This window comes from Cupriavidus taiwanensis LMG 19424 (assembly GCF_000069785.1).
Classification (GTDB): Bacteria; Pseudomonadota; Gammaproteobacteria; order Burkholderiales; family Burkholderiaceae; genus Cupriavidus; species Cupriavidus taiwanensis.
On record NC_010528.1, the window covers coordinates 2,192,277 to 2,217,270 of the forward strand.

General features: G+C 67.4%; 23 protein-coding genes and 1 tRNA gene. 10 read left to right on the plus strand and 14 right to left on the minus strand.

Annotated elements, in window-relative coordinates; translation table 11 throughout:
* Positions 1-30: 30 nt before the first annotated feature.
* The 4 genes from RALTA_RS10055 to RALTA_RS10070 form a co-directional block, all read right to left on the minus strand.
* The gene (locus RALTA_RS10055) at positions 31-1,011 is read right to left on the minus strand and encodes a beta-ketoacyl-ACP synthase III (protein ID WP_012353318.1); all 981 of its coding nucleotides are present in this window, start codon (positions 1,009-1,011) and stop codon (positions 31-33) included.
* A gap of 53 nt (positions 1,012-1,064) precedes the next feature.
* On the minus strand, positions 1,065-2,144 hold the full coding sequence (gene plsX / locus RALTA_RS10060; protein ID WP_012353319.1) for a phosphate acyltransferase PlsX: 1,080 nt from the start codon (positions 2,142-2,144) through the stop codon (positions 1,065-1,067).
* Between the two features lie 165 nt (positions 2,145-2,309).
* A complete protein-coding gene (gene rpmF / locus RALTA_RS10065) occupies positions 2,310-2,489 on the minus strand; it encodes a 50S ribosomal protein L32 (RefSeq protein WP_010814675.1) in 180 nt (59 codons plus the stop codon).
* 116 nt (positions 2,490-2,605) lie between these two features.
* The gene (locus tag RALTA_RS10070) at positions 2,606-3,196 is read right to left on the minus strand and encodes a DUF177 domain-containing protein (protein WP_012353320.1); all 591 of its coding nucleotides are present in this window, start codon (positions 3,194-3,196) and stop codon (positions 2,606-2,608) included.
* Between the two features lie 195 nt (positions 3,197-3,391).
* Here RALTA_RS10070 and RALTA_RS10075 point away from each other — a divergent pair, with 195 nt between their 5' ends.
* Both RALTA_RS10075 and RALTA_RS10080 read left to right on the plus strand, forming a co-directional pair.
* The gene (locus tag RALTA_RS10075; RefSeq protein ID WP_012353321.1) at positions 3,392-3,991 is read left to right on the plus strand and encodes a Maf-like protein; all 600 of its coding nucleotides are present in this window, start codon (positions 3,392-3,394) and stop codon (positions 3,989-3,991) included.
* A 25-nt stretch (positions 3,992-4,016) separates the two neighbouring features.
* Positions 4,017-4,748, plus strand: coding sequence for an SAM-dependent methyltransferase (locus tag RALTA_RS10080; protein ID WP_012353322.1), 732 nt, complete (start codon positions 4,017-4,019; stop codon positions 4,746-4,748).
* A 71-nt stretch (positions 4,749-4,819) separates the two neighbouring features.
* Here RALTA_RS10080 and RALTA_RS10085 read toward each other — a convergent pair whose 3' ends face one another.
* From RALTA_RS10085 to RALTA_RS10100, 4 genes are read right to left on the minus strand one after another with little or no spacing between them, the layout of a single operon-like run.
* The gene (locus tag RALTA_RS10085) at positions 4,820-6,016 is read right to left on the minus strand and encodes a S49 family peptidase (protein WP_012353323.1); all 1,197 of its coding nucleotides are present in this window, start codon (positions 6,014-6,016) and stop codon (positions 4,820-4,822) included.
* Between the two features lie 23 nt (positions 6,017-6,039).
* On the minus strand, positions 6,040-6,438 hold the full coding sequence (locus RALTA_RS10090) for a Rieske (2Fe-2S) protein (protein WP_012353324.1): 399 nt from the start codon (positions 6,436-6,438) through the stop codon (positions 6,040-6,042).
* Positions 6,431-7,090, minus strand: a complete 660-nt coding sequence (locus RALTA_RS10095) for an HAD-IA family hydrolase (RefSeq protein ID WP_012353325.1) — start codon at positions 7,088-7,090, stop codon at positions 6,431-6,433. Before RALTA_RS10095 ends, RALTA_RS10090 begins: the two co-directional genes overlap by 8 nt.
* A 30-nt stretch (positions 7,091-7,120) precedes the next feature.
* Positions 7,121-8,122, minus strand: coding sequence for an RluA family pseudouridine synthase (locus tag RALTA_RS10100; RefSeq protein WP_012353326.1), 1,002 nt, complete (start codon positions 8,120-8,122; stop codon positions 7,121-7,123).
* Positions 8,123-8,914: 792 nt separating this feature from the next.
* On the opposite strand from RALTA_RS10100, the gene RALTA_RS10105 reads away from it, so the two are divergent.
* The 5 genes from RALTA_RS10105 (at position 8,915) to RALTA_RS10125 (ending at position 15,791) form a co-directional block, all read left to right on the plus strand.
* Positions 8,915-12,010 (plus strand): Rne/Rng family ribonuclease, encoded by a 3,096-nt coding sequence (locus RALTA_RS10105; RefSeq protein WP_012353327.1) that lies wholly within the window; start codon positions 8,915-8,917, stop codon positions 12,008-12,010.
* A gap of 226 nt (positions 12,011-12,236) precedes the next feature.
* On the plus strand, positions 12,237-13,361 hold the full coding sequence (moaA, locus tag RALTA_RS10110) for a GTP 3',8-cyclase MoaA (RefSeq protein ID WP_041232162.1): 1,125 nt from the start codon (positions 12,237-12,239) through the stop codon (positions 13,359-13,361).
* A gap of 20 nt (positions 13,362-13,381) precedes the next feature.
* Positions 13,382-13,981 (plus strand): molybdenum cofactor guanylyltransferase MobA, encoded by a 600-nt coding sequence (gene mobA, locus RALTA_RS10115; protein ID WP_012353329.1) that lies wholly within the window; start codon positions 13,382-13,384, stop codon positions 13,979-13,981.
* Positions 13,982-14,017: 36 nt separating this feature from the next.
* On the plus strand, positions 14,018-15,316 hold the full coding sequence (moeA, locus tag RALTA_RS10120; RefSeq protein ID WP_012353330.1) for a molybdopterin molybdotransferase MoeA: 1,299 nt from the start codon (positions 14,018-14,020) through the stop codon (positions 15,314-15,316).
* A gap of 193 nt (positions 15,317-15,509) precedes the next feature.
* A complete protein-coding gene (locus RALTA_RS10125; protein WP_012353331.1) occupies positions 15,510-15,791 on the plus strand; it encodes a hypothetical protein in 282 nt (93 codons plus the stop codon).
* An 80-nt stretch (positions 15,792-15,871) separates the two neighbouring features.
* Here RALTA_RS10125 and rmuC read toward each other — a convergent pair whose 3' ends face one another.
* The 5 genes from rmuC to pncB form a co-directional block, all read right to left on the minus strand.
* Complete coding sequence (gene rmuC / locus RALTA_RS10130) at positions 15,872-17,371, minus strand: DNA recombination protein RmuC (protein WP_012353332.1); 1,500 nt, start codon at positions 17,369-17,371, stop codon at positions 15,872-15,874.
* 9 nt (positions 17,372-17,380) lie between these two features.
* Positions 17,381-18,376 (minus strand): 2-hydroxyacid dehydrogenase, encoded by a 996-nt coding sequence (locus RALTA_RS10135; protein WP_012353333.1) that lies wholly within the window; start codon positions 18,374-18,376, stop codon positions 17,381-17,383.
* Positions 18,377-18,380: 4 nt separating this feature from the next.
* The gene (locus RALTA_RS10140) at positions 18,381-19,796 is read right to left on the minus strand and encodes a sodium:proton antiporter (protein WP_012353334.1); all 1,416 of its coding nucleotides are present in this window, start codon (positions 19,794-19,796) and stop codon (positions 18,381-18,383) included.
* A 157-nt stretch (positions 19,797-19,953) separates the two neighbouring features.
* Positions 19,954-20,640, minus strand: a complete 687-nt coding sequence (locus RALTA_RS10145) for a LutC/YkgG family protein (RefSeq protein ID WP_012353335.1) — start codon at positions 20,638-20,640, stop codon at positions 19,954-19,956.
* 84 nt (positions 20,641-20,724) lie between these two features.
* Positions 20,725-21,903, minus strand: coding sequence for a nicotinate phosphoribosyltransferase (pncB, locus tag RALTA_RS10150; RefSeq protein WP_012353336.1), 1,179 nt, complete (start codon positions 21,901-21,903; stop codon positions 20,725-20,727).
* Between the two features lie 367 nt (positions 21,904-22,270).
* Between pncB and fdxA the strand changes: the two genes are divergently transcribed.
* From fdxA to RALTA_RS10165, 3 genes are all read left to right on the plus strand, one after another.
* Positions 22,271-22,594, plus strand: coding sequence for a ferredoxin FdxA (gene fdxA, locus RALTA_RS10155; RefSeq protein ID WP_012353337.1), 324 nt, complete (start codon positions 22,271-22,273; stop codon positions 22,592-22,594).
* Between the two features lie 86 nt (positions 22,595-22,680).
* A complete protein-coding gene (locus RALTA_RS10160) occupies positions 22,681-23,790 on the plus strand; it encodes an NAD(P)/FAD-dependent oxidoreductase (RefSeq protein ID WP_012353338.1) in 1,110 nt (369 codons plus the stop codon).
* A 238-nt stretch (positions 23,791-24,028) separates the two neighbouring features.
* Positions 24,029-24,104 (plus strand) — tRNA-Asn (locus tag RALTA_RS10165).
* A 110-nt stretch (positions 24,105-24,214) separates the two neighbouring features.
* Here the strand turns inward: RALTA_RS10165 and RALTA_RS10170 are convergent.
* Positions 24,215-24,982, minus strand: coding sequence for an IclR family transcriptional regulator (locus RALTA_RS10170; RefSeq protein ID WP_012353339.1), 768 nt, complete (start codon positions 24,980-24,982; stop codon positions 24,215-24,217).
* Between the last annotated feature and the right edge of the window lie 12 nt (positions 24,983-24,994).

The window sequence follows — 24,994 nt, forward strand, 5'->3', positions numbered from 1 at the left end:
TGCGCGGCACGACCTGGCGCCGGCCGCGTATCACATGCGCAGCAGCACCGCACCCCAGGTGAAGCCGCCGCCCACGCCTTCCATCAGCACGGTGTGGCCCGGGCGGATGCGGCCGTCGCGCACGGCGACGTCCAGCGCCAGCGGGATCGATGCCGCCGAGGTGTTGCCGTGCTCGTGCACGGTGGCGACCATGCGTTCGGCCGGCAGGCCCAGTTTCTTCGCGGTGCCCTGCATGATGCGGATGTTGGCCTGGTGCGGAATCAGCCAGTCGACCTGATCGGGCGACACGCTGGCGGCTTCCATGGCTTCGCGCGCCACCTTGTCGAGCACGTTCACGGCGAGCTTGAACACCGCCTGGCCGTCCATGTGCAGGAACGGGTTGCCGGTGATATTGCCGCCGGCGACGTTGCCCGGCACGCACAGGATGTCGACATGGCTGCCGTCCGAATGCATGGCGCTGGACAGGATGCCCGGCTCGTCGGACGCCGACAGCACCACCGCCCCGGCGCCGTCGCCGAACAGCACGCAGGTGGTGCGGTCGTTGAAGTCGAGGATGCGCGAGAACACTTCGGTACCGATCACCAGCACATTGCGGTGCGAGCCGCTGCGAATGAACTTGTCGGCGGTGGCCAGCGCGTACACAAAGCCGGAGCACACCGCCTGCAGGTCGAAGGCCGGGCAATGGTTGGTGATGCCAAGCTTTTCCTGCACGATGCAGGCGGTGCTGGGGAACACGAAGTCCGGCGTCGAGGTGGCGACGATGATCAGGTCGATGTCCTGGCGGTCGATGCCGGCGGCCTCAATGGCCTGCTCGGCGGCCTTGACCGCCAGCGTGCTGCTGGTCACATCGGGCTCGGCCCAGTGCCGCGCCGAGATGCCGCTGCGCGAGACGATCCACTCGTCGCTGGTCTCGATGCCTTTCTCGGCAAGCTGCGCCGCCAGCTCATGGTTGGTCACGCGCCGCGGAGGCAGGTAGCTCCCGGTACCGATGATTTTTGCGTACTTGGTCATGTATTGTCGGATCGTATGGCCCGCCGGCACGCTCGACCGGCGCGCGGTGGCGCTCAGGCGACGTGGGGGCTGGGATGCGCGCCAGGCGCCTCTGTCTCCGGGGCGGACTGGACGCCGCCTGCGGCGCTGGATTTATCGGCAAAGGCCCGGGTGATACGGGCGATCACGCCATTCTTGGCGGCATCATACCCGCGTTTGATGGCCCACTCAAAAGAATGGGCATCGGCCGAGCCGTGGCTCTTGATCACCAGCCCGCGCAGGCCCAGCAGCGACGCGCCGTTGTAGCGCGCCGGGTCGAGCCGCCTGGCCAGGCGCGACAGCACCGGCATGGCGACCGCGGCCAGCAGCTTGGTGAACCACGAGCGGGTGAATTCTTCCTTGATCATGCTGCCGATCATCTTGGCCAGGCCCTCGGTGCTCTTGAGCGCCACATTGCCGACGAAGCCGTCGCAAACCACGATGTCGGTCGTACCCTTGAAGATGTCGTTGCCTTCCACGTTGCCGTAGAAATTCAGCTCCGAGGCGCGCAGCAGTTCGCCGGCGCGCTTGACCACCTCGTTGCCCTTGATGACTTCCTCGCCGATGTTCAGCAGGCCCACCGTGGGGTGTTCCTTGTGGTCGACGACCGCCACCATGGCCTCGGCCATGCGCGCGAACTGCAACAGGTGCTCGGGCTCGCAATCGGCATTGGCGCCGAGGTCCAGCACCGTGGTGCCCCACCCCTGTTCGTTGGGGATGGTGGTGGCGATGGCGGGGCGCTCGATGCCTTCGAGCGTCTTCAGCACATAGCGCGATACCGCCATCAGCGCGCCGGTGTTGCCGGCGGAAATGCAGGCGCCGGCCAAGCCTTCCTTGACCTGGGTGACGGCAACGCGCATCGAGGAGTCGCGCTTCTTGCGCAGTGCCACTTCGACCGGGTCATCCATGGTGATGACCTCGGTGGCCTCGACGATGCTGACGCGCGGATGATCCAGCGCGTGCAGCTTCTTCAGCTGCGCCCGGATGGCGTCGGGCAAGCCGACCAGCACCATCTCGGCATCGTCGTGGCGGGAAAGAAAACTGATCGCCGCGGGCACCGTCACGGACACACCGTGATCGCCGCCCATGCAGTCGATAGCGATTTTGATCGTCATTGTTCCTGGTACGGATAGCGCGGCGGCGCACGCCACGCCCGGCGGGAATCCCGAGCGCCCAACAAAAAAGCGGCAACGATCTTGCCGCTTTTTTGTGTCTGACCGATTATTGTCCGACCCACAGGCATGCGCGAGCGAGACGCAACGTCACGCCTAGCGAAGCTATCAGTCGTTCTTGGTCTTGATGACCTTGCGACCACGGTAGTAGCCGTTCGGGCTCACGTGGTGGCGCAGGTGGGTTTCGCCGGTGGTCGGCTCGACGGCCAGCGGCGCGGCCGACAGGTGGTCGTGCGAACGGTGCATGCCGCGCTTGGACGGCGACTTCTTGTTCTGTTGAACAGCCATGATGACTCCTTCGAGAATTTTTCAATATTAACACACGCATCCCGCCCAAGGCGTAGCCGGGGCCCGGCCGGATGCTTCAGATTCACCTGCAAGACCCTGCAGGCCGCGCTGCGGCTTCAGTGCCGGGTCTTCAGGCCGGCCAGCACCGCGAAGGGCGAAGGCCGCTTTTCTTCCTCAGGCTCGGCTTCAGGCCGGGCCTCGCCGTCCGATCCCGTCACGAGGCTTTCGTGCACGGTCGGGCAGACGTCATGCTTGGGTGCCACCGGCAACGCCAGCAGCACTTCATCTTCTATCAGTTCCAGCAGCGAGAACCGCTTCGAGCCGGCGATCACGTCGACTTCGTCATCGTCCATCGGCGCCGCGTCGGCCGCTTCCTCGCTTTCCACCACTTCGAAACGCGTTGACGTCTCGATCGGCTGGGCATAGGGCGTCAGGCAGCGCTGGCAATCCAGCCACATCCGGCCCCGCACGGTCACGTCGAGGAACAGCCGCTGCGCCACCGCGGCGCCGGGCTCGGCAGCCTCTTCGCGCACGAAGCCGGTGGCCGTGTAGGCGAACGTCTCATCGGGTGCCGAGGCTGGCGCTTGCGCGGCGGTCTCGGCTAAGATGCGCGGCAAATCCCGCACCGCCACGTCGCCGGCCAGGCTTTCACCCTTTCGGCACAAGGCGAAGAGGTCAAGCGCGCGCAGGTCGATCGGCTGGGTCATGTGCGTGGCTCCTGTCGCAAATCAATGACGGGTTCGCCACATGCCTCACCTGACGGATTGCGGGCCGCGCACATTGGCGGCACTGCGCCCGGGTGCGGATGCGGCTAAACGCGCGATTATACGGTGTAAACCTTTTCGAGGTCAAAGGCCTTGCTCCGGAAGCCACCTGGCTTCCGGCTCCGATTCTAATTACTTATGTCTCCTGACTCCCGCCCCCGGCTGATCCTCGGCTCCGGCTCGCCCTACCGCCGCGAACTGCTGGAGCGGCTGCGCATTCCCTTTGAAGTCGCCGTGCCGGACATCGACGAAACCCCGCTGGCCGGCGAAGCGCCCGAGGCCACGGCGCTGCGGCTGTCGCAGCGCAAGGCCGAGGCCATCGCGGCACGCTACCCTGGCGCGCTGGTGATCGGCTCCGACCAGGTGCTGACGCTGGACGGCGCCCAGATGGGCAAGCCGGGCACGCACGACAATGCCGTGGCGCAGCTGCGCCGCATGCGCGGCCGCACCGCCACCTTCCATTCGGCGCTGTGCCTGCTGGATTCCCGCTCGGGCACCGCGCAACTGGCCGACGTGCAGACCCGCGTGACACTGCGCGACCTGACCGACGCCGAAATCGAGACCTATCTGTTGCTGGAGCGCCCCTACGACGTAGCAGGCAGCGCCAAATCAGAGGGACTGGGCATCACGCTGCTGGCGCGTGTCGAGTCCGACGATCCCACCGCGCTGGTCGGCCTGCCGCTGATCGCGCTGACCGGCATGCTGCGCCAGGCCGGCTACCCTCTCCTTACCGCATGATCCGCATCCACCGCACCTACCCACGATGAGCGGCACCCTTTACCTGATCCCCAATACCCTCGGCAAGCGCGACGAAGCCGACCCGCTGGCCGAGGTGATCCCGGCGGGCGTGCAGCAGATCGCGGCCGGGCTCGACTACCTCGTCGCCGAGAACGCCAAGACCGCGCGCGCCTTCCTGAAGAAACTGGGCGAAACCACGCCGCTGGCGCGCCCGATCCAGCAGATCGAGATCCAGGAACTGAATGTCAATACGCGCGCCGATGCGCTGGCGGCCCTGCTGGCGCCGCTGCAGGCCGGCCGCGACGGCGGCCTGCTGTCAGAAGCCGGCGTGCCGGCGGTGGCCGACCCGGGCGCCGACCTGGTGCGGCTGGCGCATGCGCGCGGCATCCGCGTGCGGCCGCTGGTGGGCCCCAGCTCGATCCTGCTGGCGGTGATGGGCTCGGGCCTGAACGGCCAGAGCTTTGCCTTCAACGGCTACCTGCCGGTCGATGCCAACGAGCGCGCGCAGCGGCTGCGCGAACTGGAACAGCGCTCGCGCAAGGCCAGCCAGACCCAGGTCTTTATCGAAACGCCGTACCGCAACGGCGCGCTGCTGGAAGCCATGCGCCAGCACTGCGCCGGCACCACGCTGCTGTCGGTGGCGGTGGACCTGACCCTGCCCGGCGAGACCATCGTGACGCTGCCGCTGTCGGACTGGCGCCCCGAGCGGATCGCGCTGCACAAGCGCCCGGCGATCTTCTCGCTGCTCGCCCTTTAGGCAAACAACGGCACGGAAATGACAAAGGGGGCGCTTGCGCCCCCTTTGTTCACACGCTGCCGCGCCAGGCTTCAGCGCATGCCCTGCATGCCGGTGCTCCACAGCATGGTCTTCATCGCCGCGGTGCCCACGGCCGCGCCAAAGCGCTTGGCCACGCGCTCGGCGATGTTCTCCTTGACCGTGTAGTCGACGATGTCCTCGGCCTTGAACAGGTCGCGCGCCACGTACTCCGCACTGCCCAGCCCGTCGGCCAGTCCCAGCGCAACGCTGCGCTCGCCCGACCAGAACAGGCCGGAGAACAGTTCCGGGTCGTCCTTGAGCCGGTCGCCGCGGCCTTCCTTGACCACGTCGATAAACTGCTGGTGGATCTGCTTGAGCATGGCTTCGGCAAAGGCCTTCTGCTTCGGCACCTGCGGCGAGAACGGGTCGAGCATGCCCTTGTTGGCGCCCGAGGTATAGAGCCGGCGCTCCACCCCCAGCTTGTCCATCAGCCCGGTAAAGCCAAAGCCGTCCATCAGCACGCCGATCGAGCCGACGATGCTGGCCTTGTCGACATAGATCTTGTCGGCCGCCGCCGCCACGTAATAACCGCCGGAAGCACAGATTTCCTCGACCACCACATACAGCGGCTTGGACGGGTAGAGACCGCGCAGGCGGTGGATCTCGTCGTTGATGATGCCTGCCTGCACCGGCGAACCGCCAGGTGAATTGATCTTAAGGATCACGCCGGCGGCATTGCTGTCGGCAAAGGCCGCCTGCAGGGAGGCATTGATGGCTTCGGCGCTTGCCGGCGTGCCGGCGGCAATTTCCCCTTCGAGCGTGACCATCGCGGTGTGGCGGCCCGAGGCGGTGATGGTGCCGTCGCCCTTGAAGTCGAACACCGCGAACAGGATCAGCACCAGCAGGCCCAGGGTCACCAGGCGGAAGAAGATTCGCCAGCGCCGCGCCGCGCGTTGCTCGCGCAGCGATGCGGTGAGCACTTTTTCCAGCACATCGCGTTCCCAGCCTCCGCTCGCCTGTCCGCCCACCTGCCCGCCGGCGGTGGCGCCGGACAGGCGCGCCTTGCGCTCGCGCGCCTCGCGCCGCGCGGCGTCATCGCCCGCGCGCAGCTCGTCTTCCAGCGGGAAGTCGGCACGCTTGGCGGTCACCAGGCGCTCGGACTCCGGCACGGGCGCTGCCTCAGACGGTCCGGCTGCTCCGGTGGGCTTTTCTTCCGGCTGGGCCGGCTGATTCGACTCATCCGAAGGCGGTTTCTGTTGTTCTGTCATGCAAATCGCTCGTGGAAATCCATTCAGGCGCCGCCACAAGGCTCGGCCGCGCGGTACGGGGCCTGGGGCAGCCAGTAGACCTGGCCATCGCGTTCTTCGACCTGCAGCTTCGCCAGCGCGGCCCCCCGACAGGGACCGCCGACGCACTCGCCGCTATCCGGCGCGTACACCGCGCCATGAGTGGCGCACATCAAGTATAGGCCCGAGGCATCGAAGAACCGCCCCTCCTGCCAGTCCAGCTCCATGGGTACGTGCGCGCACTGGTTCAGGTAGGCGTGGGCCACACCATCGAATCGCACCACAAAGGCGCCGATCTCGCGCCGGTCGACCACCACCGAGAAGCGCACGCCAAGACCGCCCTCTTGCAACGCATCGGCGGCGCACAGCCGCACCGGCGCCTGGCCGGAGACGGCGTCAGGCATGGGCCAGCAGCCACTCGGTCAGGTCGGCGATCGAACTGGCGCAGTGCACCGGCGCCATCGCGCGCAGCGACTCGGCCGGGTGGGCCCCGTAGCAGACGCCCAGGCCCTTGGCGCCCGCGTTGGCCGCCATTTGCAGGTCATGGGTGGTGTCGCCGATCATCACCGTACGCTCCACATCCTGGCCCAGCTCGCGCGTCAGCTCATGCAGCATGGCCGGGTGCGGCTTGGAGAAGGTCTCGTCGGCGCAGCGCGTGGCGTCGAACAGCGCGGTCAGGCCGCTGGCGGCCAGCGCGCGCTGCAGGCCGACGCGCGTCTTGCCGGTGGCCACGCCAAGAAAATAGTGTTCCGCGCGCAGCGTCTCGAGCATTTCGCGCACGCCGTCGAAGAGCACCAGATCGGCGTCGCGGGTCAGGAAATGGTAGCGGTAGCGCTCGGCCAGCCGCGGGTAGTCGGCCGGGTCGAGTGTCGGGACCGCATACGACAGCGCGTCCTTCAGCCCCAGCCCGATCACGTGGCTGGCGGCGCTGTCGTCGGGCACCGGCAGGCCAAGGTCCCGGCTGGCGAGCTGGATGCACTTGGCGATGGTCGGGGTCGAGTCCATCAGCGTCCCGTCCCAGTCAAAAACGATCAGGTCAAATTGTTGCCTGGCCATGGAAGTCCTTGTGGCGTTTGAGGCACTACCCTACTCCGGGGCGTGCAGTTCACGCAATTGTTGCAGGAATCCGACGCATTCGTCGGGCAGCGGCGCCTCCACGGACAGCGGCTCGCCGGTGGCCGGGTGGATGAACACCAGGCGGTGCGCATGCAGGAACATTCGCTTGATGCCGGGCTTGGCCCCGGAACGCGCCAGCGACTTGTTCAGCGTGAAATCGCCATATTTTTCGTCGCCGACAATCGGGAAGCCGGAGTGTGCCAGGTGGACTCGGATCTGGTGCGTGCGGCCGGTCTTCAGTTCGGCCTCGAGCAGGGTGAAACCGGGGAAGGCCTCGACCCGGTTGAACACGGTATGCGACGCCAGCCCGTCGGCCTGGACCCGCACCCGGCGCTCGCCGTCCGGCGTGCTGTATTTATATAGCGGCAGCTTCACGTGCTGGCGGGCGTTCAGGAATTCGCCGGCGACGCAGGCGTAATAACGCTTGTCCATGGTGTTGCCGCGAATCTGCTCGTGCAGGTGGACCAGCGCCGAGCGCTTCTTCGCCAGCACCAGGATGCCGGAGGTCTCCCGGTCCAGCCGGTGCACCAGTTCCAGGAACTTGGCCTGCGGGCGCGACCGGCGCAGCTGCTCGATGACCCCGAAGGCGACGCCCGAGCCGCCATGGACGGCGACGCCGGCCGGCTTGTTGATGACGAGCAGGTGGGCGTCCTCGAACAACACCGGGAATTCGCCCGCGGGCACGGGCGCCGCGCCGGACTGGGCAGCACTTGCCACCCGCATCGGCGGAATGCGCACCACATCGCCGGACTGGAGACGATAGGTGGCGTCGATCCGGCCCTTGTTGACCCGCACCTCGCCCGAGCGCAGCACCCGGTAAATGTGACTCTTCGGTACCCCCTTGGCCACCTTCAGCAGGAAGTTGTCAATGCGCTGGCCTTCGGAGCCTTCGTCAATCGTGACATACGCCACCTGCGGGCTGGCCGGCGCAGCTTCGGCAGCCTTTTCAATTTGATGGCGTAACTCATTCATTTTCAATATAATTTCCTCGCTGTTCCGGCTCGTGGCCGGCAGCGTAAGACCTGTGTAAGCGATGGATCTTCGAGTTTTCTTCGATTTTTCGCATTCTACACTTGGGGTTGCCGCCGACCCCGCCCGTCTCCCGCAATTCGCGTTACGCCAAGCGCCAGACGGGCAAATGGCAGCAAAAGCAGCACGCACGGTGCCGCCGGCATGCAGGAAGTCGCCCAAAGGAGGCTTCGGCACGGCAGGCGGTGACGTGGGAACTGAGTGTTCAGGTAAAACAGAATTTAAAGGCGGATGCCGCAGCCGGCATCCGCTTCGGTGAGAGAAGTCCCGCCCGCACCGGGAAACGGTGCCGGCCGGCAGGTTGACCTGCCGCCTGACTGGAAGTTACCGGCGCCCGGTCGCAGAACTCCAAGAAGTAGTAGGTGCGCCCGCCAGGAGAAGTCAGGCAGCAACGGCAACCTTGCCGTGTCCGAAAAATTTGCTCTTTGACGCGTCTAGGCCTTCCGCGGCCGGCCGCGATGCCGCCGGTGCTGGTTGCGCCGGCGCCCAGCATCGCCTCCGGCACGGGAATGCGCCGGATGTCTGCGCAAGAGCAGCCTCCGGCGTTCTCTCCTGCCCTGCGGTCGTTACCCCGACGTCATCGCTCTCTTTCACCCGCGCCCAGCCGCCCGCATGTCCTGCGCAGCGGCGCTTTCCGGCAATTCTCGCGCCTCGCTCGCTCCCTCGCGTGCTCCATGGATCGCCGCGGACACCGCCCAGACGGTGCCACCCGCGACACTGGAGTGAGGTATTGCGATGAAACGCATGCTGTTCAACGCGACGCAACAGGAGGAATTGCGCGTCGCCATCGTCGACGGTCAGAAGCTGATCGACATCGACATCGAGACTGCCGGGCGCGAACAGCGCAAGGGCAACATCTACAAGGGTGTCATCACCCGTATCGAACCCTCGCTGGAAGCCTGCTTCGTCAACTACGGCGAAGAGCGCCACGGCTTCCTGCCGTTCAAGGAAGTCGCGCGCGCCTTCTTCAAGGAAGGCATCGACGTGCGCAACGCGCGCATCCAGGATGCCCTGCATGAAGGCCAGGAACTGATCGTCCAGGTCGAGAAGGAAGAGCGCGGCAACAAGGGCGCGGCCCTGACCACCTTCATCTCGCTGGCCGGCCGCTACCTGGTGCTGATGCCGAACAACCCGCGCGGCGGCGGCGTGTCGCGCCGCATCGAGGGCGAAGACCGCCAGGAACTGCGCGAGACCATGGCGCAGCTGACCGTGCCGGAAGGCATGAGCATCATCGCCCGGACCGCGGGCATCGGCCGCTCGGCCGAGGAACTGCAGTGGGACCTGAACTACCTGCTGCAACTGTGGAAGGCCATCGACGGCGCCGCCGGCGACAACAAGGCCCCGCTGCTGATCTACCTCGAATCCAGCCTGGTGATCCGCGCGATCCGCGACTACTTCCAGCCGGATATCGGCGAGATCCTGATCGACACCGACGAGATCTACGAACAGGCCCGCGCCTTCATGAGCGTGGTGATGCCCGACAACATGAACCGCGTGAAGAAGTACCGGGACGACGTGCCCCTCTTCTCGCGTTTCCAGATCGAGCACCAGATCGAATCCGCCTACTCGCGCATGGTCATGCTGCCGTCGGGCGGCGCCATCGTGATCGACCACACCGAGGCACTGGTCTCCGTGGACGTCAACTCGGCGCGCGCCACCAAGGGCGCCGACATCGAGGAAACCGCGCTGCGCACGAACCTCGAGGCCGCCGACGAGATCGCCCGCCAGCTGCGCCTGCGCGACCTGGGCGGCCTGATCGTGATCGACTTCATCGACATGGAGTCGGGCAAGGCCCAGAAGGACGTGGAAACGCGCCTGAAGGACGCGCTGCGCCACGACCGCGCGCGCGTACAGATGGGCAAGATCAGCCGCTTCGGCCTGATGGAGCTGTCGCGCCAGCGCCTGCGCCCGTCGCTGTCGGAGGGCTCGCACATCACTTGCCCGCGCTGCAATGGCACCGGCCATATCCGCGATACCGAATCGTCCGCCCTGCAGGTGCTGCGCATCATCCAGGAAGAGGCGATGAAGGAAAACACCGCCGCCATCCACTGCCAGGTGCCGGTGGAGGTCGCTGCCTTCCTGCTGAACGAGAAGCGCCAGGAAATCAACCTGATCGAGCTGCGCTTCAAGGTCAACGTGCTGCTGATTCCCAACAAGCACCTGGAAACGCCGCACTACAAGCTGGAGCGCCTGCGCCACGACGACCCGCGCCTGGAAGACAGCACCGCCAGCTACAAGATGGCCGAGGCTGCCGCCAAGGAACTGGAAGCCGACACCAGCTACAGCAGCCGCCGCAAGGAAGAAGCCAAGCCGCGCCAGGAAGCCGCGGTCAAGGGCATCACGCCGGAACAGCCTGCCCCGGTCTCGGTGCCGCGCCCCGAGCGCGCCCCGCGTCCGGAAGCCGCGCCCGTGGCCCCGCCCGTGCCGGCCACCAAGCCCGTGGAAGCCGGTGGCTTTATCGCCTGGCTGAAGGGCCTGTTCGGTGCCCGCCCGGCCACCCCGCCGGTGGTGGAGCCGGCCAAGCCCGCCGCCGCCGCGGAAACCCGCAGCGCCGAGGGCCGCCGTGAGCGCGGTCCGCGTGGCGAAGGGCGCGGCCAGCGTGGCGAGCGCGCCGAACGCGGCGAGCGTGGCGAGCGCACCGAACGTGGCGAGCGCCAGGGCCGTGGCCAGCGCGGTGAACGTGCCGAGCGCGGCGAACGCACCGAACGCGCCGAGCGTGGCGACCGCCAGGCCGGTGAGCGTGGCGAGCAGCGCGAAGGCCGTGGCGAACGCCCGGGCCGCCAGCCGCGCCAGCAAGGTGAAGGCCAGGCCACGCCGGCGGTAGCCCGCCAGGCCGAGGCCGTGCCAGCCGAGCGCGCCCAGGGTGAACGCGCCGAAGCACGCCAGGAAGGCCGCCGCGACCGCAACCAGGAACGCCGCGAGCGCCAGCGCGAACGCCAGCGCGAGCGCAGCGAACTGCGCGAAGCCGAAGCCGGTGAAGCGCCGCAGCCGGAAGCCATCGCTGCCGCCCAGGCCCTGGGCGTGCTGCCCCAGGCCGTGACCGAAGAGACCCAGCCGCGTGCCGAGCTGCCGGAAGGTGCCGAAGCCGCTGCCGAGACTGCCGAAGGCGAGGAACGCCGCCGCCGCAACCGCCGTGGCCGCAACCGCTATCGCCGCGAACGCGACGAGTCGGTGCAGGGCGCATCGGGTGAAGGTGAAGGTGAAGGCGCCGCGGCCGAAGGCTTCGCCCCGGCCAGCGTCGAAGCCGGCGTGACCGCCGAGCCCGCGCCGCAAGCGGCCGTGGCCGCGCCGGTCGCGGCGGAAGCCGTCGAAGCCATCCGCATCGCCGTGCCGGCAGACGTGACGCCGGCTCCGGCGGCCGAAGCCGCTCCGGTGGCCGAGCCGGTGGCCGCGCCAGCCGCCGAGACTGTCGCTCCGGTGGCCGTGGCGGTGACCGAAGCCGTTGCCGCCGAAGCCATCGCCGAGCCGGCCATCAGCGCGGCGGTCGAGACCGCCGCGCCGGTCGTGCCGGCCGCAGCCCCGGCACCGGCACAGGCGCCCGTGCTGGCGCCGCAGGCGGAAGCCGCTCCGGCGGCCGAGCCCGCGGCACCGGCACCGGCCGCCGCCGCGCCGGCGGTGCTGGAAAACCTGGAGCCGATGCTGGCCAGCGCCGGCCTGCAATGGGTCCATACCGACAGCGACAAGCTGCGCTCGGCGCAGGAAGCCGCCGCCCGCATCGTGCCCGCCCCGCGCGTGCCGCGCGAGCGCAAGCCGCTGCCCCCGCTGCCCCAGGGTCCGATGATCCTGGTGGAGACCGGCAGCCGCGAAGTGCAGATGGCATCGCAGCAGTAAGCGACGCCGCTGCGCTGCAGCCAAGGCAAGAAGGGGACGGCCACGCCGTCCCCTTTTTTCATCGGCGGCGCACCCGGTGAATCCTCGCCGTCACCGCTGGATGCGGATGCCCCGCCCCCGCCTCGGCTAGAATGGCAGCAGAACGCATCCGGCCCCCCGAGCGCCCGCGCCACATCGCTTTATGCGTGGCCGTCCCGCTCCCCGGACGCCGTGCCACCCACAGGCCATGACCGAATCCGTCATCCCGATTTTCGACCTGCGCGACCATCGCTACCGCTCGATGACGCCCAGCATTCCCGGCAACCTGGTTGCGCCGACCGGCCTGGTGGCCGACCGCCGCGGCCGGCCGCTGCATGACCTGCGCATCTCGGTGACCGACCGCTGCAACTTCCGCTGCGTCTACTGCATGCCCAAGGAAGTGTTCGACAAGGACTACACCTTCCTGCCGCATTCCGAACTGCTCAGCTTCGAGGAGATCGAGCGCACCGCGCGCCTGTTCGTGGCCCACGGCGTCGAGAAGATCCGCCTGACCGGCGGCGAGCCGCTGCTGCGCAAGAACATCGAGCACCTGGTCGAGATGCTGGCGAAGATCGAGACCGTGTCGGGCAAGCCACTGGACCTGACGCTCACCACCAACGCCTCGCTGCTGGCGCGCAAGGCGCGCGCGCTGCGCGACGCGGGCCTGACGCGGGTCAGCGTCAGCCTGGACGCGATCGACGACGCCACCTTCCGCCGCATGAACGACGTGGACTTCGCGGTGGCCGACGTGCTGCATGGCATCGAGACCGCGCAGGCCGTGGGACTGGCGCCGATCAAGGTCAACATGGTGGTCAAGCGCGGCACCAACGACCAGGAAATCGTGCCGATGGCGCGCCACTTCCGCCACAGCGGCATCATCCTGCGCTTCATCGAGTTCATGGACGTAGGCGCCAGCAACCACTGGCAGATGGACGAGGTGCTGCCGTCTGCCGAAGTGGTGAAACGCATCGATGCCGAATTCCCGCTCGAACCGGTGCAGGCCAACTATTCCGGCGAAACCGCCGAACGCTGGCGCTACCGCGACGGCGCCGGCGAGATCGGCGTCATCTCCAGCGTCACCCATGCCTTCTGCGGCGACTGCAGCCGCATCCGGCTGTCCACCGAAGGCCGGCTCTACCTGTGCCTGTTCGCCACCGAGGGCTTCGACCTGCGCGCGCTGCTGCGCGGCGGCTACAGCGACCTGGAAATCTCCAACGCGATCGCGCAGGTATGGCAGGGCCGCACCGACAACTATTCCGAGCAGCGCAGCGACCCGGCCGTGCGTGCCAAACGCGCCGAGCGCAAGATCGAGATGTCCTATATCGGCGGCTGAACCCGCCCCACACCTACTCCATGATTGCACGCGACGACGTCACCGGCCTGATCCTCGCAGGCGGCAGGGGCAGCCGCATGGGCGGCACCGACAAAGGCCTGCAGCCGCTGCATGGCACGCCGATGGCCATGCACACGATGATGCGGCTGACGCCGCAGGTGGGCGGACTGATGATCAACGCCAACCGCAACCTGGCCGCCTATGAGTCCTTCGGCGTGCCGGTCTACACCGACAGCGTGCCCGACTTCGCCGGCCCGCTGGCCGGGATGCTCGCCGGCCTGGAACAATGCGCGACCCCCTGGATGGTGACGGCGCCGTGCGATTCGCCGTTCCTGCCGACCGACCTGGTGGCGCGCCTCGCGCAGGCGATCGAGGCCGAAGGCGCCGAGCTGGCGATTCCGGTCACGCTGGACCCGGATGGCCGGCGCCAGACCCAGCCGGTGTTCTGCCTGATGCCGGTCAGTGCGCTCGACAGCCTGGTGGCTTATCTTTCCGGGGGCGGCCGCAAGATCGAGACCTGGGCCGCCTCGCACCGGCTGGCCGAGGTACTGTTCGACGACGCCGCGGCCTTTGCCAATATCAACACCCTGGACGAACTGCGCGCGCACGAAGCGCGCTGAATTCCCGCCCCAGCCACCGTCGACCGCCGAGCCGCCATGCCCTCCTTGCAATCCGTCATTTCCTGCCTGTCCGACTACGATCCCACGGCGCTGCCGGTGGAGCATGCCAACCGCATCATCGGCGAGGTGGTCGAGCCGGTGCGGGGCATCGAGCAGTTGCCGATCCGCAGTGCGCTGGACCGCGTGCTGGCCGAGGACATTGTCTCGACCATCGACGTGCCGGCCCATGACAACTCGGCGATGGACGGTTATGCCTTCCAGGGCGCGGCACTGGCGGCGGCGCAGACTCCCACGGTAGAACTCGAGGTCATCGGCAGCGCCCTGGCCGGCGGCACCGGTGCGCTGGCTCCCAGCGCCGTGCAGGCCGTGCGCATCATGACCGGCGCCGTCATGCCGGCCGGCTGCGATACCGTGGTGCCGCAGGAGTTTGTGGAAACCGTGGCCGGCGGCGCGCGCATCCGCTTTGCCGCCGACTGCGTCCGCATTGGCGACAACCGGCGCCTGCGCGGCGAGGACCTGGCCCGCGGCCAGGCCGCGCTGCAGGCCGGGCGCATCCTGCAGCCGGCCGACCTTGGCCTGCTGGCGTCACTGGGCGTGGCCGAGGTACGGGTGCGCAGGCGCCTGCGCGTGGCGTTCTTCTCCACCGGCGACGAACTGCGCTCGATCGGCGAGCCGCTCGACCCCGGCTGCGTCTACGACTCCAACCGCTACACGCTGCACGGGATGCTGCGGCGGATGAACGTTGACCTGCTCGACATGGGCGTGGTGCGCGACAACCCCGAAGCGCTCGAAGCCGCTTTCCGCACCGCGTGCGAAAGCGCTGATGCGGTCATCACCTCGGGCGGCGTCTCGGTCGGCGAGGCCGACTACACCAAGCAGATCATGGCGCGGCTGGGCGATGTCACGTTCTGGAAAATCGCCATGCGTCCGGGCCGGCCGATGGCCTTCGGCCGCATCCAGGCCGACGGCGCGGGCGCGCACTCGGCCCTGCTGTTCGGCCTGCCGGGCAACCCGGTGGCGGTGATGGTCACCTTCTACCATTTCGTGCGCGCCGCGCTGCACCGGCTGATGGGCGCGACCGTACCGCCGCTGCCGCTGCTGCGCGTGCGCAGCGCGCAGGCGATCCGCAAGAAGCCCGGGCGCACCGAGTACCAGCGCGGCATCCTGGCGCGCGCCGGCGACGGCGAGTGGGAGGTGCGCATCACCGGCCAGCAGGGCTCCGGCGTGCTGCGCTCGATGAGCGAGGCCAACTGCTTTATCGTGCTTGGCCATGAACAGGACTCGGTCAAGGCCGGCGACGCGGTCGAGGTGATGCTGTTCGACGGGCTGGTTTGAGCGGTACGGCGGGCCCTGCGCGCAACCATTCGCTACACGACCGTAGCAATGTGTCGTTTTTGTGCTGCACATTTGCCGCCGCGGCACGGTTGTCGCCGGGCTTTCGGCTGCCCCGCGGCCGGCGGGCTATGCTTGGCATCGGCCAATCGCTACACTTGGCGCACGATTCAGAAACATTCGAGTATCCCCCGTCATGAATCAGGAGATTGCGTACCTCCACCCCGTCAAGACCGCCCGCGCGCTGGTGCTGGTCTACCTCTGCTTCTCCCTGCCGATCGTGTCGCTGGGCCTGTTCGTCACCTTCATCCGCTATGGTGACCTGCCGGCGATCACGGTGTTCAGCGCGATCATCCTCAATGCGCTGATCGGCTTCGGCCTGCTGTGGCTGGCCTGCAAGGCCTACAACTGGGTCGCCGCCCGCTTCGGCGGCATCGAAGTCCACGTGCGCGAGCTGTCCCCCGAAGACGACCGCTGAACGGCGCACCGCCAGGCCGGCCGCCTTACCTGCCCCACCCGCCTCACCCGCGTCCTTCCGACACCTGACGCACGGCACGCTCAGGCCTGGCTCTTTTCCGCGTTTTCAGGGCTTTCCGGCATGCCGTCCGCCGGCGTTTCGAGCCCGAGTCCCAGCAGCTGCTGCGCGGCTTCGCCCGGCAGCGCTTCCACCGTGCGCAGCTTGCGCGCCATCTGCCGCGTGCGCACTTCCGCCTGTTCGATATTGCGCGCGGCACGCTCGAGGGTATCCCGGGTCTTGGCCAGCACGTCGCCGAACTTGCCGAATTCGGTCTTGACCGCGCCGAGCACTTCCCACACCTCGCTCGAGCGCTTTTCCAGCGCCAGCGTGCGGAACCCCATCTGCAGGCTGTTCAGCAGCGCGGTCAGCGTGGTGGGACCGGCTACGGTCACGCGATAGTCGCGCTGCAGCTGGTCGGTCAGGCCGGGACGGCGCAGCACCTCGGCATAAAGCCCTTCGGTCGGCAGGAACAGGATGGCAAAGTCCGTAGTCTGCGGCGGCGCCAGGTATTTTTCGGCGATGGTCTGGGCCTCGCGCCGCAGTGCCATTTCCAGTTCGCGGCCGAACGCGAGCACGCCATCGGGATCGCCGCGTTCCTGCGCGTCCACCAGGCGCTCGTACTGTTCCTTGGGAAACTTGGCGTCGACCGGCAGCCATACCGGCGCAGGGTCCGCGCCCGCGGCCTTGCCGGGCAGGCGGATGGCAAACTCCACGCGCGCGCCCGAATTGCGCACGGTCTCGACATTCTTGCCGTACTGCTCCGGCGTCAGCATCTGCTCCAGCAGCATCTCCAGCTGCACCTCGCCCCAGGTGCCGCGCGACTTCACGTTGGTCAGCACCTTCTTCAGGTCGCCCACGCCCTGCGCCAGCACCTGCATTTCGCCCAGGCCGCGATGCACCTGCTCGAGGCGGTCCGACACCAGCCGGAACGATTCGCCCAGCCGCTGCTCCAGCGTGGCGTGCAGCTTCTCGTCGACGGTGCGGCGCATTTCCTCGAGCTTGGCGGCATTGTTGGCCTCGATATCCTGCAGCTTCTGCTCCAGCGTGGCACGCACCTCCGCCAGGCGCCGCTCGTTGGCCTCGGACAGTTGCGCCAGCTGCTGCTGCAGGCCGTCGCCGAAGCGGCGCAGCGTGCCGGCCTGCTCGTCGCGCGCCTGCTGGGCCTGCAGCATCAGGTGCTGGCGCACCTGCTCCAGTTGCTGGGTGTTGGTCTCGGTCAGCTTGGCCAGCTGCTGCGCGAAGGTATCGATCTGGTTGTTCTGCAGCGTGGCGATGCCGGTCAGCTGCGACGACAGCGCCTGCTGGAAGCGCAGCATCTGCTGCGCCGACTCGCCGCGGCTGCCGCGCGCGGCCTCGGCCACTTCGGTGCGCACCTCGCGCTCCAGCCGCTCCATGCCGCGCGCATACTCCAGCCGCATTTCGTCGAGCTGCCGCGCCGTGCCGGCGCCGGATGACCCGGCCTGCTGGCGCAGCAACACGATGACCAGCAGCACAACCGCGAGCAGCGCCGCGGCCAGCGTCAGGAACGGAATCAGGGTCATGCGAAAACCTCAGCGGCGATGCGCCATCACTTCAGGGTTGATCACGGTGGGCGGATGGCCGGCCTGCGGGCCCTGGTCGAGCGCCGCGATCAGGTTGTCGGCCGCGAGCATGGCCATGGCGCGGCGGGTTTTCTCGGACGCGCTGGCGATATGCGGCGTCAGCACGACGTTGGGCACCGTCAGCAGGTCCGGATGGACCGAAGGCTCGCCCTCGAACACATCCAGCCCGGCGCCGAAGATGCGCTTGTCGCGCAGCGCCCGCGCCAGCGCGGCGTCGTCGACGATGCCGCCGCGCGCCAGGTTCACCAGCGTCGCGGTGGGCTTCATCAGCGCCAGTTCGGCGGCGCCGATGGCATGGTGGCTTTGCGGGCCATAGGGCAGCACCAGCAGCAGGTGGTCGGACTGGCGCAGCAGGTCTTCCTTGCTGACATAGCGGGCGTTGAGCGCGCGCTCGGTTTCGGCCGGCAGCTGGCTGCGGTTGTGGTACAGCACGTTCATGCCAAACCCGCCCGCACGCCGCGCCAGCGCCTGGCCGATACGGCCCATGCCGAGGATGCCCAGCGTGCTGCCGTGCAGGTCCATGCCGACCAGCATGTCGTAGCTCCAGCGCTGCCACTTGCCGGCGCGCAGGTAGTGCTCGGCCTCTGTGACGCGGCGCGCGGTCGCCATCAGCAGGGCCCAGCCGAAGTCGGCGGTGGTCTCCGTCAGCACGTCCGGCGTATTGGTGGCGACGATGCCCGCGGCCGTCAGCGCCGGCAGGTCCAGGTTGTTGTAGCCGACCGCCATGTTGCACACCGCGCGCAATGCCGGCAGCCCCGCAATGACGCCGGCGTCGATGCGGTCGGCGGCGTTGGCCAGCACGCCGGCCTTGCCGGCCAGCCGTGCCTTCAGCGCCGCGGCGTCGAGCACCGCGTCCTGCTGGTTGTCGTCGACATCGAAATACTGCGCCAGGTGCGCGATGACTTCGGGATAGATGGCGCGGGTGACCAGGACGGACGGCTTCATGGCATCAGATATGGAAGAAGAGGAAGGTCATGACGACGAACAGCGGCACCAGGAAGATGCCCGAGTACAGCATGTAGCCGAAGAAGCTCGGCATGCGCACGCCCCGGTTCTCGGCGATGGCCTTGACCATCAGGTTGGGCGCATTGCCAATATAGGTGTTGGCGCCCATGAACACCGCGCCGGCCGAAATCGCGGCCAGCGTCGAGGCATCGCGCGTCATCAGCGTGGCGGGGTCGCCACCGGCGGTATTGAAGAACACCAGGTAGGTCGGCGCATTGTCCAGGAAGGAGGACAGTACGCCGGTCGCCCAGAAATACATGCCGTCGACGGGCTGCCCGTTGGCGTCGCTGACCGCGCGGATTACTCCCGCGAACGCGCCGTCGGTGCCGGCCTTCAGCATGGCGATGACCGGGATGATGGTCAGGAAGATGCCGGCGAACAGCTTGCCGACCTCGAGGATGGGCTCCCAGTTGAATTCATTGCCGACGCGCGCCGAGCGCGGCGTGACCAGCAGCGACACCACCGCCACCACCACCAGCAAGCCGTCGCGCACCGCGGCCTGCAACGGCACCTCGGTGCCGAGGATATCGAACGAGGTCCCGGGCTTCCACAGCCCGCTCATCAGCACCAGACTGACCACGGCCAGCAGCAGCACGAAGTTGAACTTGCCTTCGATGGCGATGCCGCCCGAATCCGGGGTGGGATCGTTGCGCGGCGGCAGCTCCTCTTCCTTGTTGCGGTAGTAGTACCGGTCGACCAGGTAGAACAGCAGCAGCAGCGCAGCGCAGACGAAGAGCGTTTCCGGAAAAATGTTCTGCAGGGTCCAGAAGAAATCGACGCCCTTCAGGAAGCCGAGAAACAGCGGCGGGTCTCCCAGCGGCGTCAGCGCGCCGCCGGCGTTAGCCACCAGGAAGATAAAGAACACCACCACGTGCGCCACGTGGCGGCGGTTGTCATTGGCGCGCAACAGCGGCCGGATCAGCAGCATGGCCGCGCCGGTGGTGCCCATGAAGCTGGCCAGGAACGTGCCCAGCGCGAGGATGCCGGTGTTGAGCCCCGGCGTGCCGTGCAGGTTGCCGCGCACGCAGATGCCGCCGGCAACGATATACAGCGTGGTGATCAGCGCGATGAAGGGAATGTACTCTGCCAGCAGCGCGTGCACGGTGCTGACCGCGGCGGCATGCGGGCCGAACACGACCGCGAACGGCAGCAGGAACAGCAGGCCCCAGCCGGCGGCGATCTTGCCGTAATGGTGATGCCAGAACTTCGGCCCCAGCAGCGGCCACAGCGCAATCGACAGCAGGATGCCGGCAAAAGGCAGCCCCCACAGCGGCGACAGCGATGCCCCGTCCAGGTCGGCGGCATGGCCGGCGGCAGGGAACGCGGCCAGCAGTGGCAACAGCACGGAGGCACGTCGCATCAGGCAGGATCTCCTCGGAAATGCAGCGGTCATGGGCGCGCGCGGCGCGATGCCAAGGCGCGCGGGCAAGCCTGCAAGTGTAATGCAAGGCCCTGCCGCGATTGCCCTTGCGGCATGCATTTTCGGATTGCGGCGCGCTGTCTGCGCGCCGCCTGGTTCAGGCCCCGTCGACCAGGATCACATGCACGCGGTACGGTCCGTGGGCGCCAAGCACGATGGTCTGCTCGATATCGCCCGTGCGCGAGGGCCCGCTGATGATATTGGTGGCGCGCGGCAGTTCGCCGCGTTCGCTGCGCACCAGGGCAAACGCATCCTCCAGCCCCGCAACGATGCGCGAGCGCGGCACTACCGCCAGATGGGTCTCGGGCAGCAGCGCGGCCGAGGCGAAGGTGGTGGGGCCGGACAGCAGCATCAGCGAGCCGGTCTCGGCAATTGCGCAAAAACAGCCGGTGATGCCGACCAGGTCGCCATGCTCGCGGTCGGCCGCGGCGTCGCGTACCGGCGGGCGGCATTCCACCGCCAGCCCCGCGGCCTGCCACGGCAGCGGGCCCAGTTCCTCCCACGCGACCGCGCGGCGCACCAGCTGCAGGCTGTCGAGATAGCGCGCCGCGGCGGCCGGCACGTCGGCCAGGGTCGCGACGCGGTCCACGGTCGAGGCCATGCGCTGCGCCTGTGCCAGGAAGGCTTCGGCCAGTTCGGGCGCGGCGGGCGGACGCGGGCCCTGCGGGTGGCGGGCCAGGTAATCGGCGACGGCGCCCCGCTCCCCCGCGCTCGGCCTGGCCGGCCTGCCCTGGGCGGCACGGATGCGGGCAAAGATGCGGTCACGGGCGTCGTTGGTTTCCATGGGGTCTGGCTGGCGTGGCAATGCGCAAAGGCGCGATGCGGCGATTATAGGGTCGATACAGCGCGCGCTATTGTTAAGGCCCTGCTACGCGGCAGGCTGCACCGAATACACCTGGCGCAGGTAGGCCAGGTAGCCGGGGTCGTCGCACATGGTCTTTTCCGGCGTGTCCGAGAGCTTGGCCACCGGCTGCCCGTTACAGCGCACCATCTTCAGCACGATCTGCAGCGGCGTGTAGCCCAGGTCGTTGGTGAGGTTGGTGCCGACGCCGAAGGCCAGCCGGCAGCGGCCATGGAAGCGCTGATACAGCTCGATGACGCGCGGGATGTCCAGGCTGTCGCTGAAGATCAGCGTCTTGGTGCGCGGATCGACGCGGTTGGCGGCATAGTGGGCCACCATGCGCTCGCCCCACAGCACCGGATCGCCGGAATCGTGGCGCACGCCGTCGAAGAGCTTGCAGAAATAGAGGTCGAAGTCGCGCAGGAAGGCGTCGAAGCCATAGGTATCCGACAGCGCGATGCCCAGGTCGCCGCGATACTCGCGCGCCCAGCGCTCCAGCGCAAACACCTGCGAATCGCGCAGCCGCGGCCCCAGCGCCTGGCAGGCCTGCAGGTACTCGTGCGCCATCGTGCCCAGCGGCACCATGTTGTGCAGGCGCGCGAAGTGGACATTGCTGGTGCCGGCCAGTTGCGGCCCCAGCAGGCGCCGCATGGTCAGCAGCACCTCTTCCTGCCAGTCGCGCGAGAAACGCCGGCGCGTGCCGTAGTCGGCGATCACGCAATCGTTCAGTTCGGGCGCCTTCAGCAGCGCCAGCTTGGTCTCCAGCCGGCGGCGGCCTTCGGCCAGGTCCGGCCGCGGCTGGGTGCGGCGGAAGTAGACTTCATTGACGATGGCCAGCACCGGCACTTCGAACAGGATGGTATGCAGCCAGGGGCCGGTAATGGCAATCTCGATCTCGTCATTGCCCTGCGGCGACGGGCGCACCGAGACATATTTCTGGTTCAGGTGGAACAGCCCGAGAAAATCGACGAAATCGCTCTTGATAAAGCGCAGGCCACGCAGGTAAGCCAGTTCGTCGTCGGTGAAGCGCAGCTGGCACAGGTGCGCCACCTCGTCGCGGATTTCGTCGATATACGGCGTGAGATCGATGCCCGCGTTGCGGCATTTGAAGCGGTATTCCACTTGCGCTTGCGGGAACTGATGCAGCACCACCTGCATCATCGTGAATTTGTACAGGTCGGTGTCGAGCAGGGACTGGATGATCATAGCGAGCCAGACGGCGATGCCGGGTCAGAACGCCATGCTACCTGAAGTCTGCCCACTGCCGGCTGACGGACTGGTACCGCGCAGCCTGTCCGAAGACAGGCAAACCCGCCCACCGGCCACCATGCGTTAAATCAAAAGTACATAAAGAAATAAGAAAACTATCTGATCCGGCTATATAGACCCGCTATCCTTGCCAGAAGGCTCGGCTACAATATCGGTTTCCGAAAGGCCTCGGCCGGCGCTCGCCCAGCCCATGCTGCCCAGCGGCAAGCGGGGCGCCTCCATGTGATGGATGCGGCGCGTCATGCCGGCAAGAAGCGGCCCCACAGTTTCCCATTCAAAGCCGACCCGTTTTCCTGGAACCGAAATGACTCACGTTGTCACCGAATCCTGCATCCGTTGCCGCTACACAGACTGCGTTGACGTGTGTCCGGTCGATTGTTTCCGCGAGGGCCCCAACTTCCTGGCCATCGACCCGGATGAGTGCATCGACTGCGCCGTGTGCGTGGCCGAATGCCCGGTGAACGCCATTTATGCCGAGGAAGACGTCCCGGGCGACCAGCAGCAGTTCATCGAGCTGAATGCCGAACTGGCGCGCGCCTGGCCTTCCATCACCAAGACCAAGGCCCCGCTGGCCGAGGCCGAGGAGTGGAAGGACGCCACCGACAAGCTGCAGTACCTGGAGCGCTGAGCGCACCGGGCAGCATAGAAAGCCGTCCCCACGCGCTTTCCGCAATGCCGGGCACCCGCGTGCCCAACCAACGTATCAGGACGAATATGGACTTGAGCATTCCAAATCCCGTTGCCGACGCGACCAGGCAGGTCGAGGGCGGCAGCCCCGCAGGCGGCCAGCCGCTGGAAATCGACGCGCTGATCGTCGGTGCCGGCCCGGTGGGTCTGTTCCAGGTGTTCGAACTGGGCCTGCTCGAAATCAAGGCCCACGTCATCGATTCCCTGAAGGTCGTTGGCGGCCAGTGCGTGGAGCTGTATCCGGACAAGCCCATCTACGACATCCCGGCCGTGCCGAGCTGCACCGGCCAGGAACTGACCGACAACCTGCTCAAGCAGATCGAACCGTTCGAGCCCACCTTCCACCTGGGCCAGGAAGTCTCCGTGGTCGAGCGCCGTGACGATGGCCGCTTCTTCGTCGAGACCTCGCTCGGCACGCGCTTTATCACCAAGACCATTTTCATCGCCGCCGGCGTGGGCTCGTTCCAGCCGCGCACGCTGAAGGTCGATGGCATCGACAAGTTCGACGGCAAGCAGCTGTTCTACCGCGTCAAGGATCCGAGCCGCTTCCACGGCCGCAACCTGGTGATCGTCGGCGGCGGCGACTCGGCGCTGGACTGGACCCTGGACCTGGTCGGCAAGGCCGAGTCGGTGGTGATGATCCACCGCCGCGACGGCTTCCGCGCCGCGCCCGCGTCGGTCGCCAAGATGAAGGAACTGTGCGAGCAGATGGAAATGCAGTTCCTGGTCGGCCAGATCAGCGGCTACGAAGAGAAGGATGGCGTGCTCACCGAGATCAAGGTGAGCGGCGCCGACGGCGTGACCCGCCGCCTGCCGCTGGACGACCTGCTGGTGTTCTTCGGGCTGTCGCCCAAGCTCGGCCCGATCGCCGAATGGGGCCTGGACCTGGAGCGCAAGCAGATCAAGGTGGACACGGAGAAATTCCAGACCAATATCCCCGGCATCTTCGCGGTCGGCGATATCAACACCTACCCCGGCAAGAAGAAGCTGATCCTGTCGGGCTTCCATGAGGCCGCGCTGGCCGCGTTCGGAGCCGCACCGTATATCTTCCCGGAAAAGAAGATCCACATGCAGTACACCACCACCTCGCCCAAGCTGCACAAGGTGCTGGGCGTGGAATCGCCGGTGTTCGACTGACGGGCCCAGGCCTCGCAGAAAAAACCGCCGCGAGGCGGTTTTTTTCTGGCACAACGCCGGAACCGTCGCTATAATGCGGCCTCGCTGTTCAGCGCCACGGTCCGGGGCCGGCAACCAGCCGCCCCTGCGCCACGCGCCAGCAAGCCAGCCTTCGCCGCGCCCCGCCTGACAAGAAGTAAATGTCGAAAGGGTGTTGACGAAGAAAAGAGAAACTGGCTATAATTTCTTTCTCAGCTGTTCCCCGATAGCTCAGTCGGTAGAGCGACGGACTGTTAATCCGCAGGTCCCTGGTTCGAGCCCAGGTCGGGGAGCCAACCGATACGGAAGCCCGGTGCAAACGCACCGGGCTTTTTCGTTTGCGCGTCGCGTTTGTGGGTCGCAAATAGCTGTGGTTCGGGGCTGCCGCGGCGCCCCGCCCTTCGCTCTACCCTTGCAGCGTAGCGCCTGCGGCCTTCAGCGCCACGACAATAGCTTCTGCATTGGCTTCGACCCGATGCAGCGGCCCAGCCACCGACATCCCGTAGGCAACGCCACCGAGCGATACCGGCATCGCGATGGCCCCCAGGTCGGGGAACGACTCGCCGAAATTCGGATACCACCCCTGCGCCTGCCACTGCTGCATCGCCGCCTCGAATACCCGCAGCGAGTCCACCGTGCGGCCGGTGCGCGAGGCAAAGGAAGCACCGGCCAGCAATTCCGCGCGGCTTTCCATCGTCATGGTGCCGAGGATGGCGCGGCCGATGGAGTTGACATGCGCGTCACGCAGCTCGCCCGGCGCGGCAATGTAGCGCACCGGGTTCGGGGATTCGCGCACCTCCAGATACAGCACGCGGCCATCGTCCTGCAGCTTGCCGAAGACCACGGTCTCGCCGGTGGTGTCGCGCAGCGACTCCAGCACCGGCTGCACGCGCTCCAGCAGCGGGTCGTTGCGGGCGATGCGCTGCGCGATGTCGAGCAGCCGGCGCGTCGGGTAGTAGCCCTGCCGGCGGCCGGTCTCGTAGAGATAGCCGAGCGAGGCCAGCGTGCGGATCAGCCCGAGGCAGCTCGACATCGGCGCACCGAGCTGCCTGGCCAGCTCGGTCAGCGTCAGCGAGCGCCCTTCGCGCGCATAGATTTCCATGATCTCGATCACGCGCAGCGCCGTCTTGACGCTGCCGTAGCCGGACTTTTCCGCGGCTTCGTGTGCTGCCATCGTTGGCTTCCT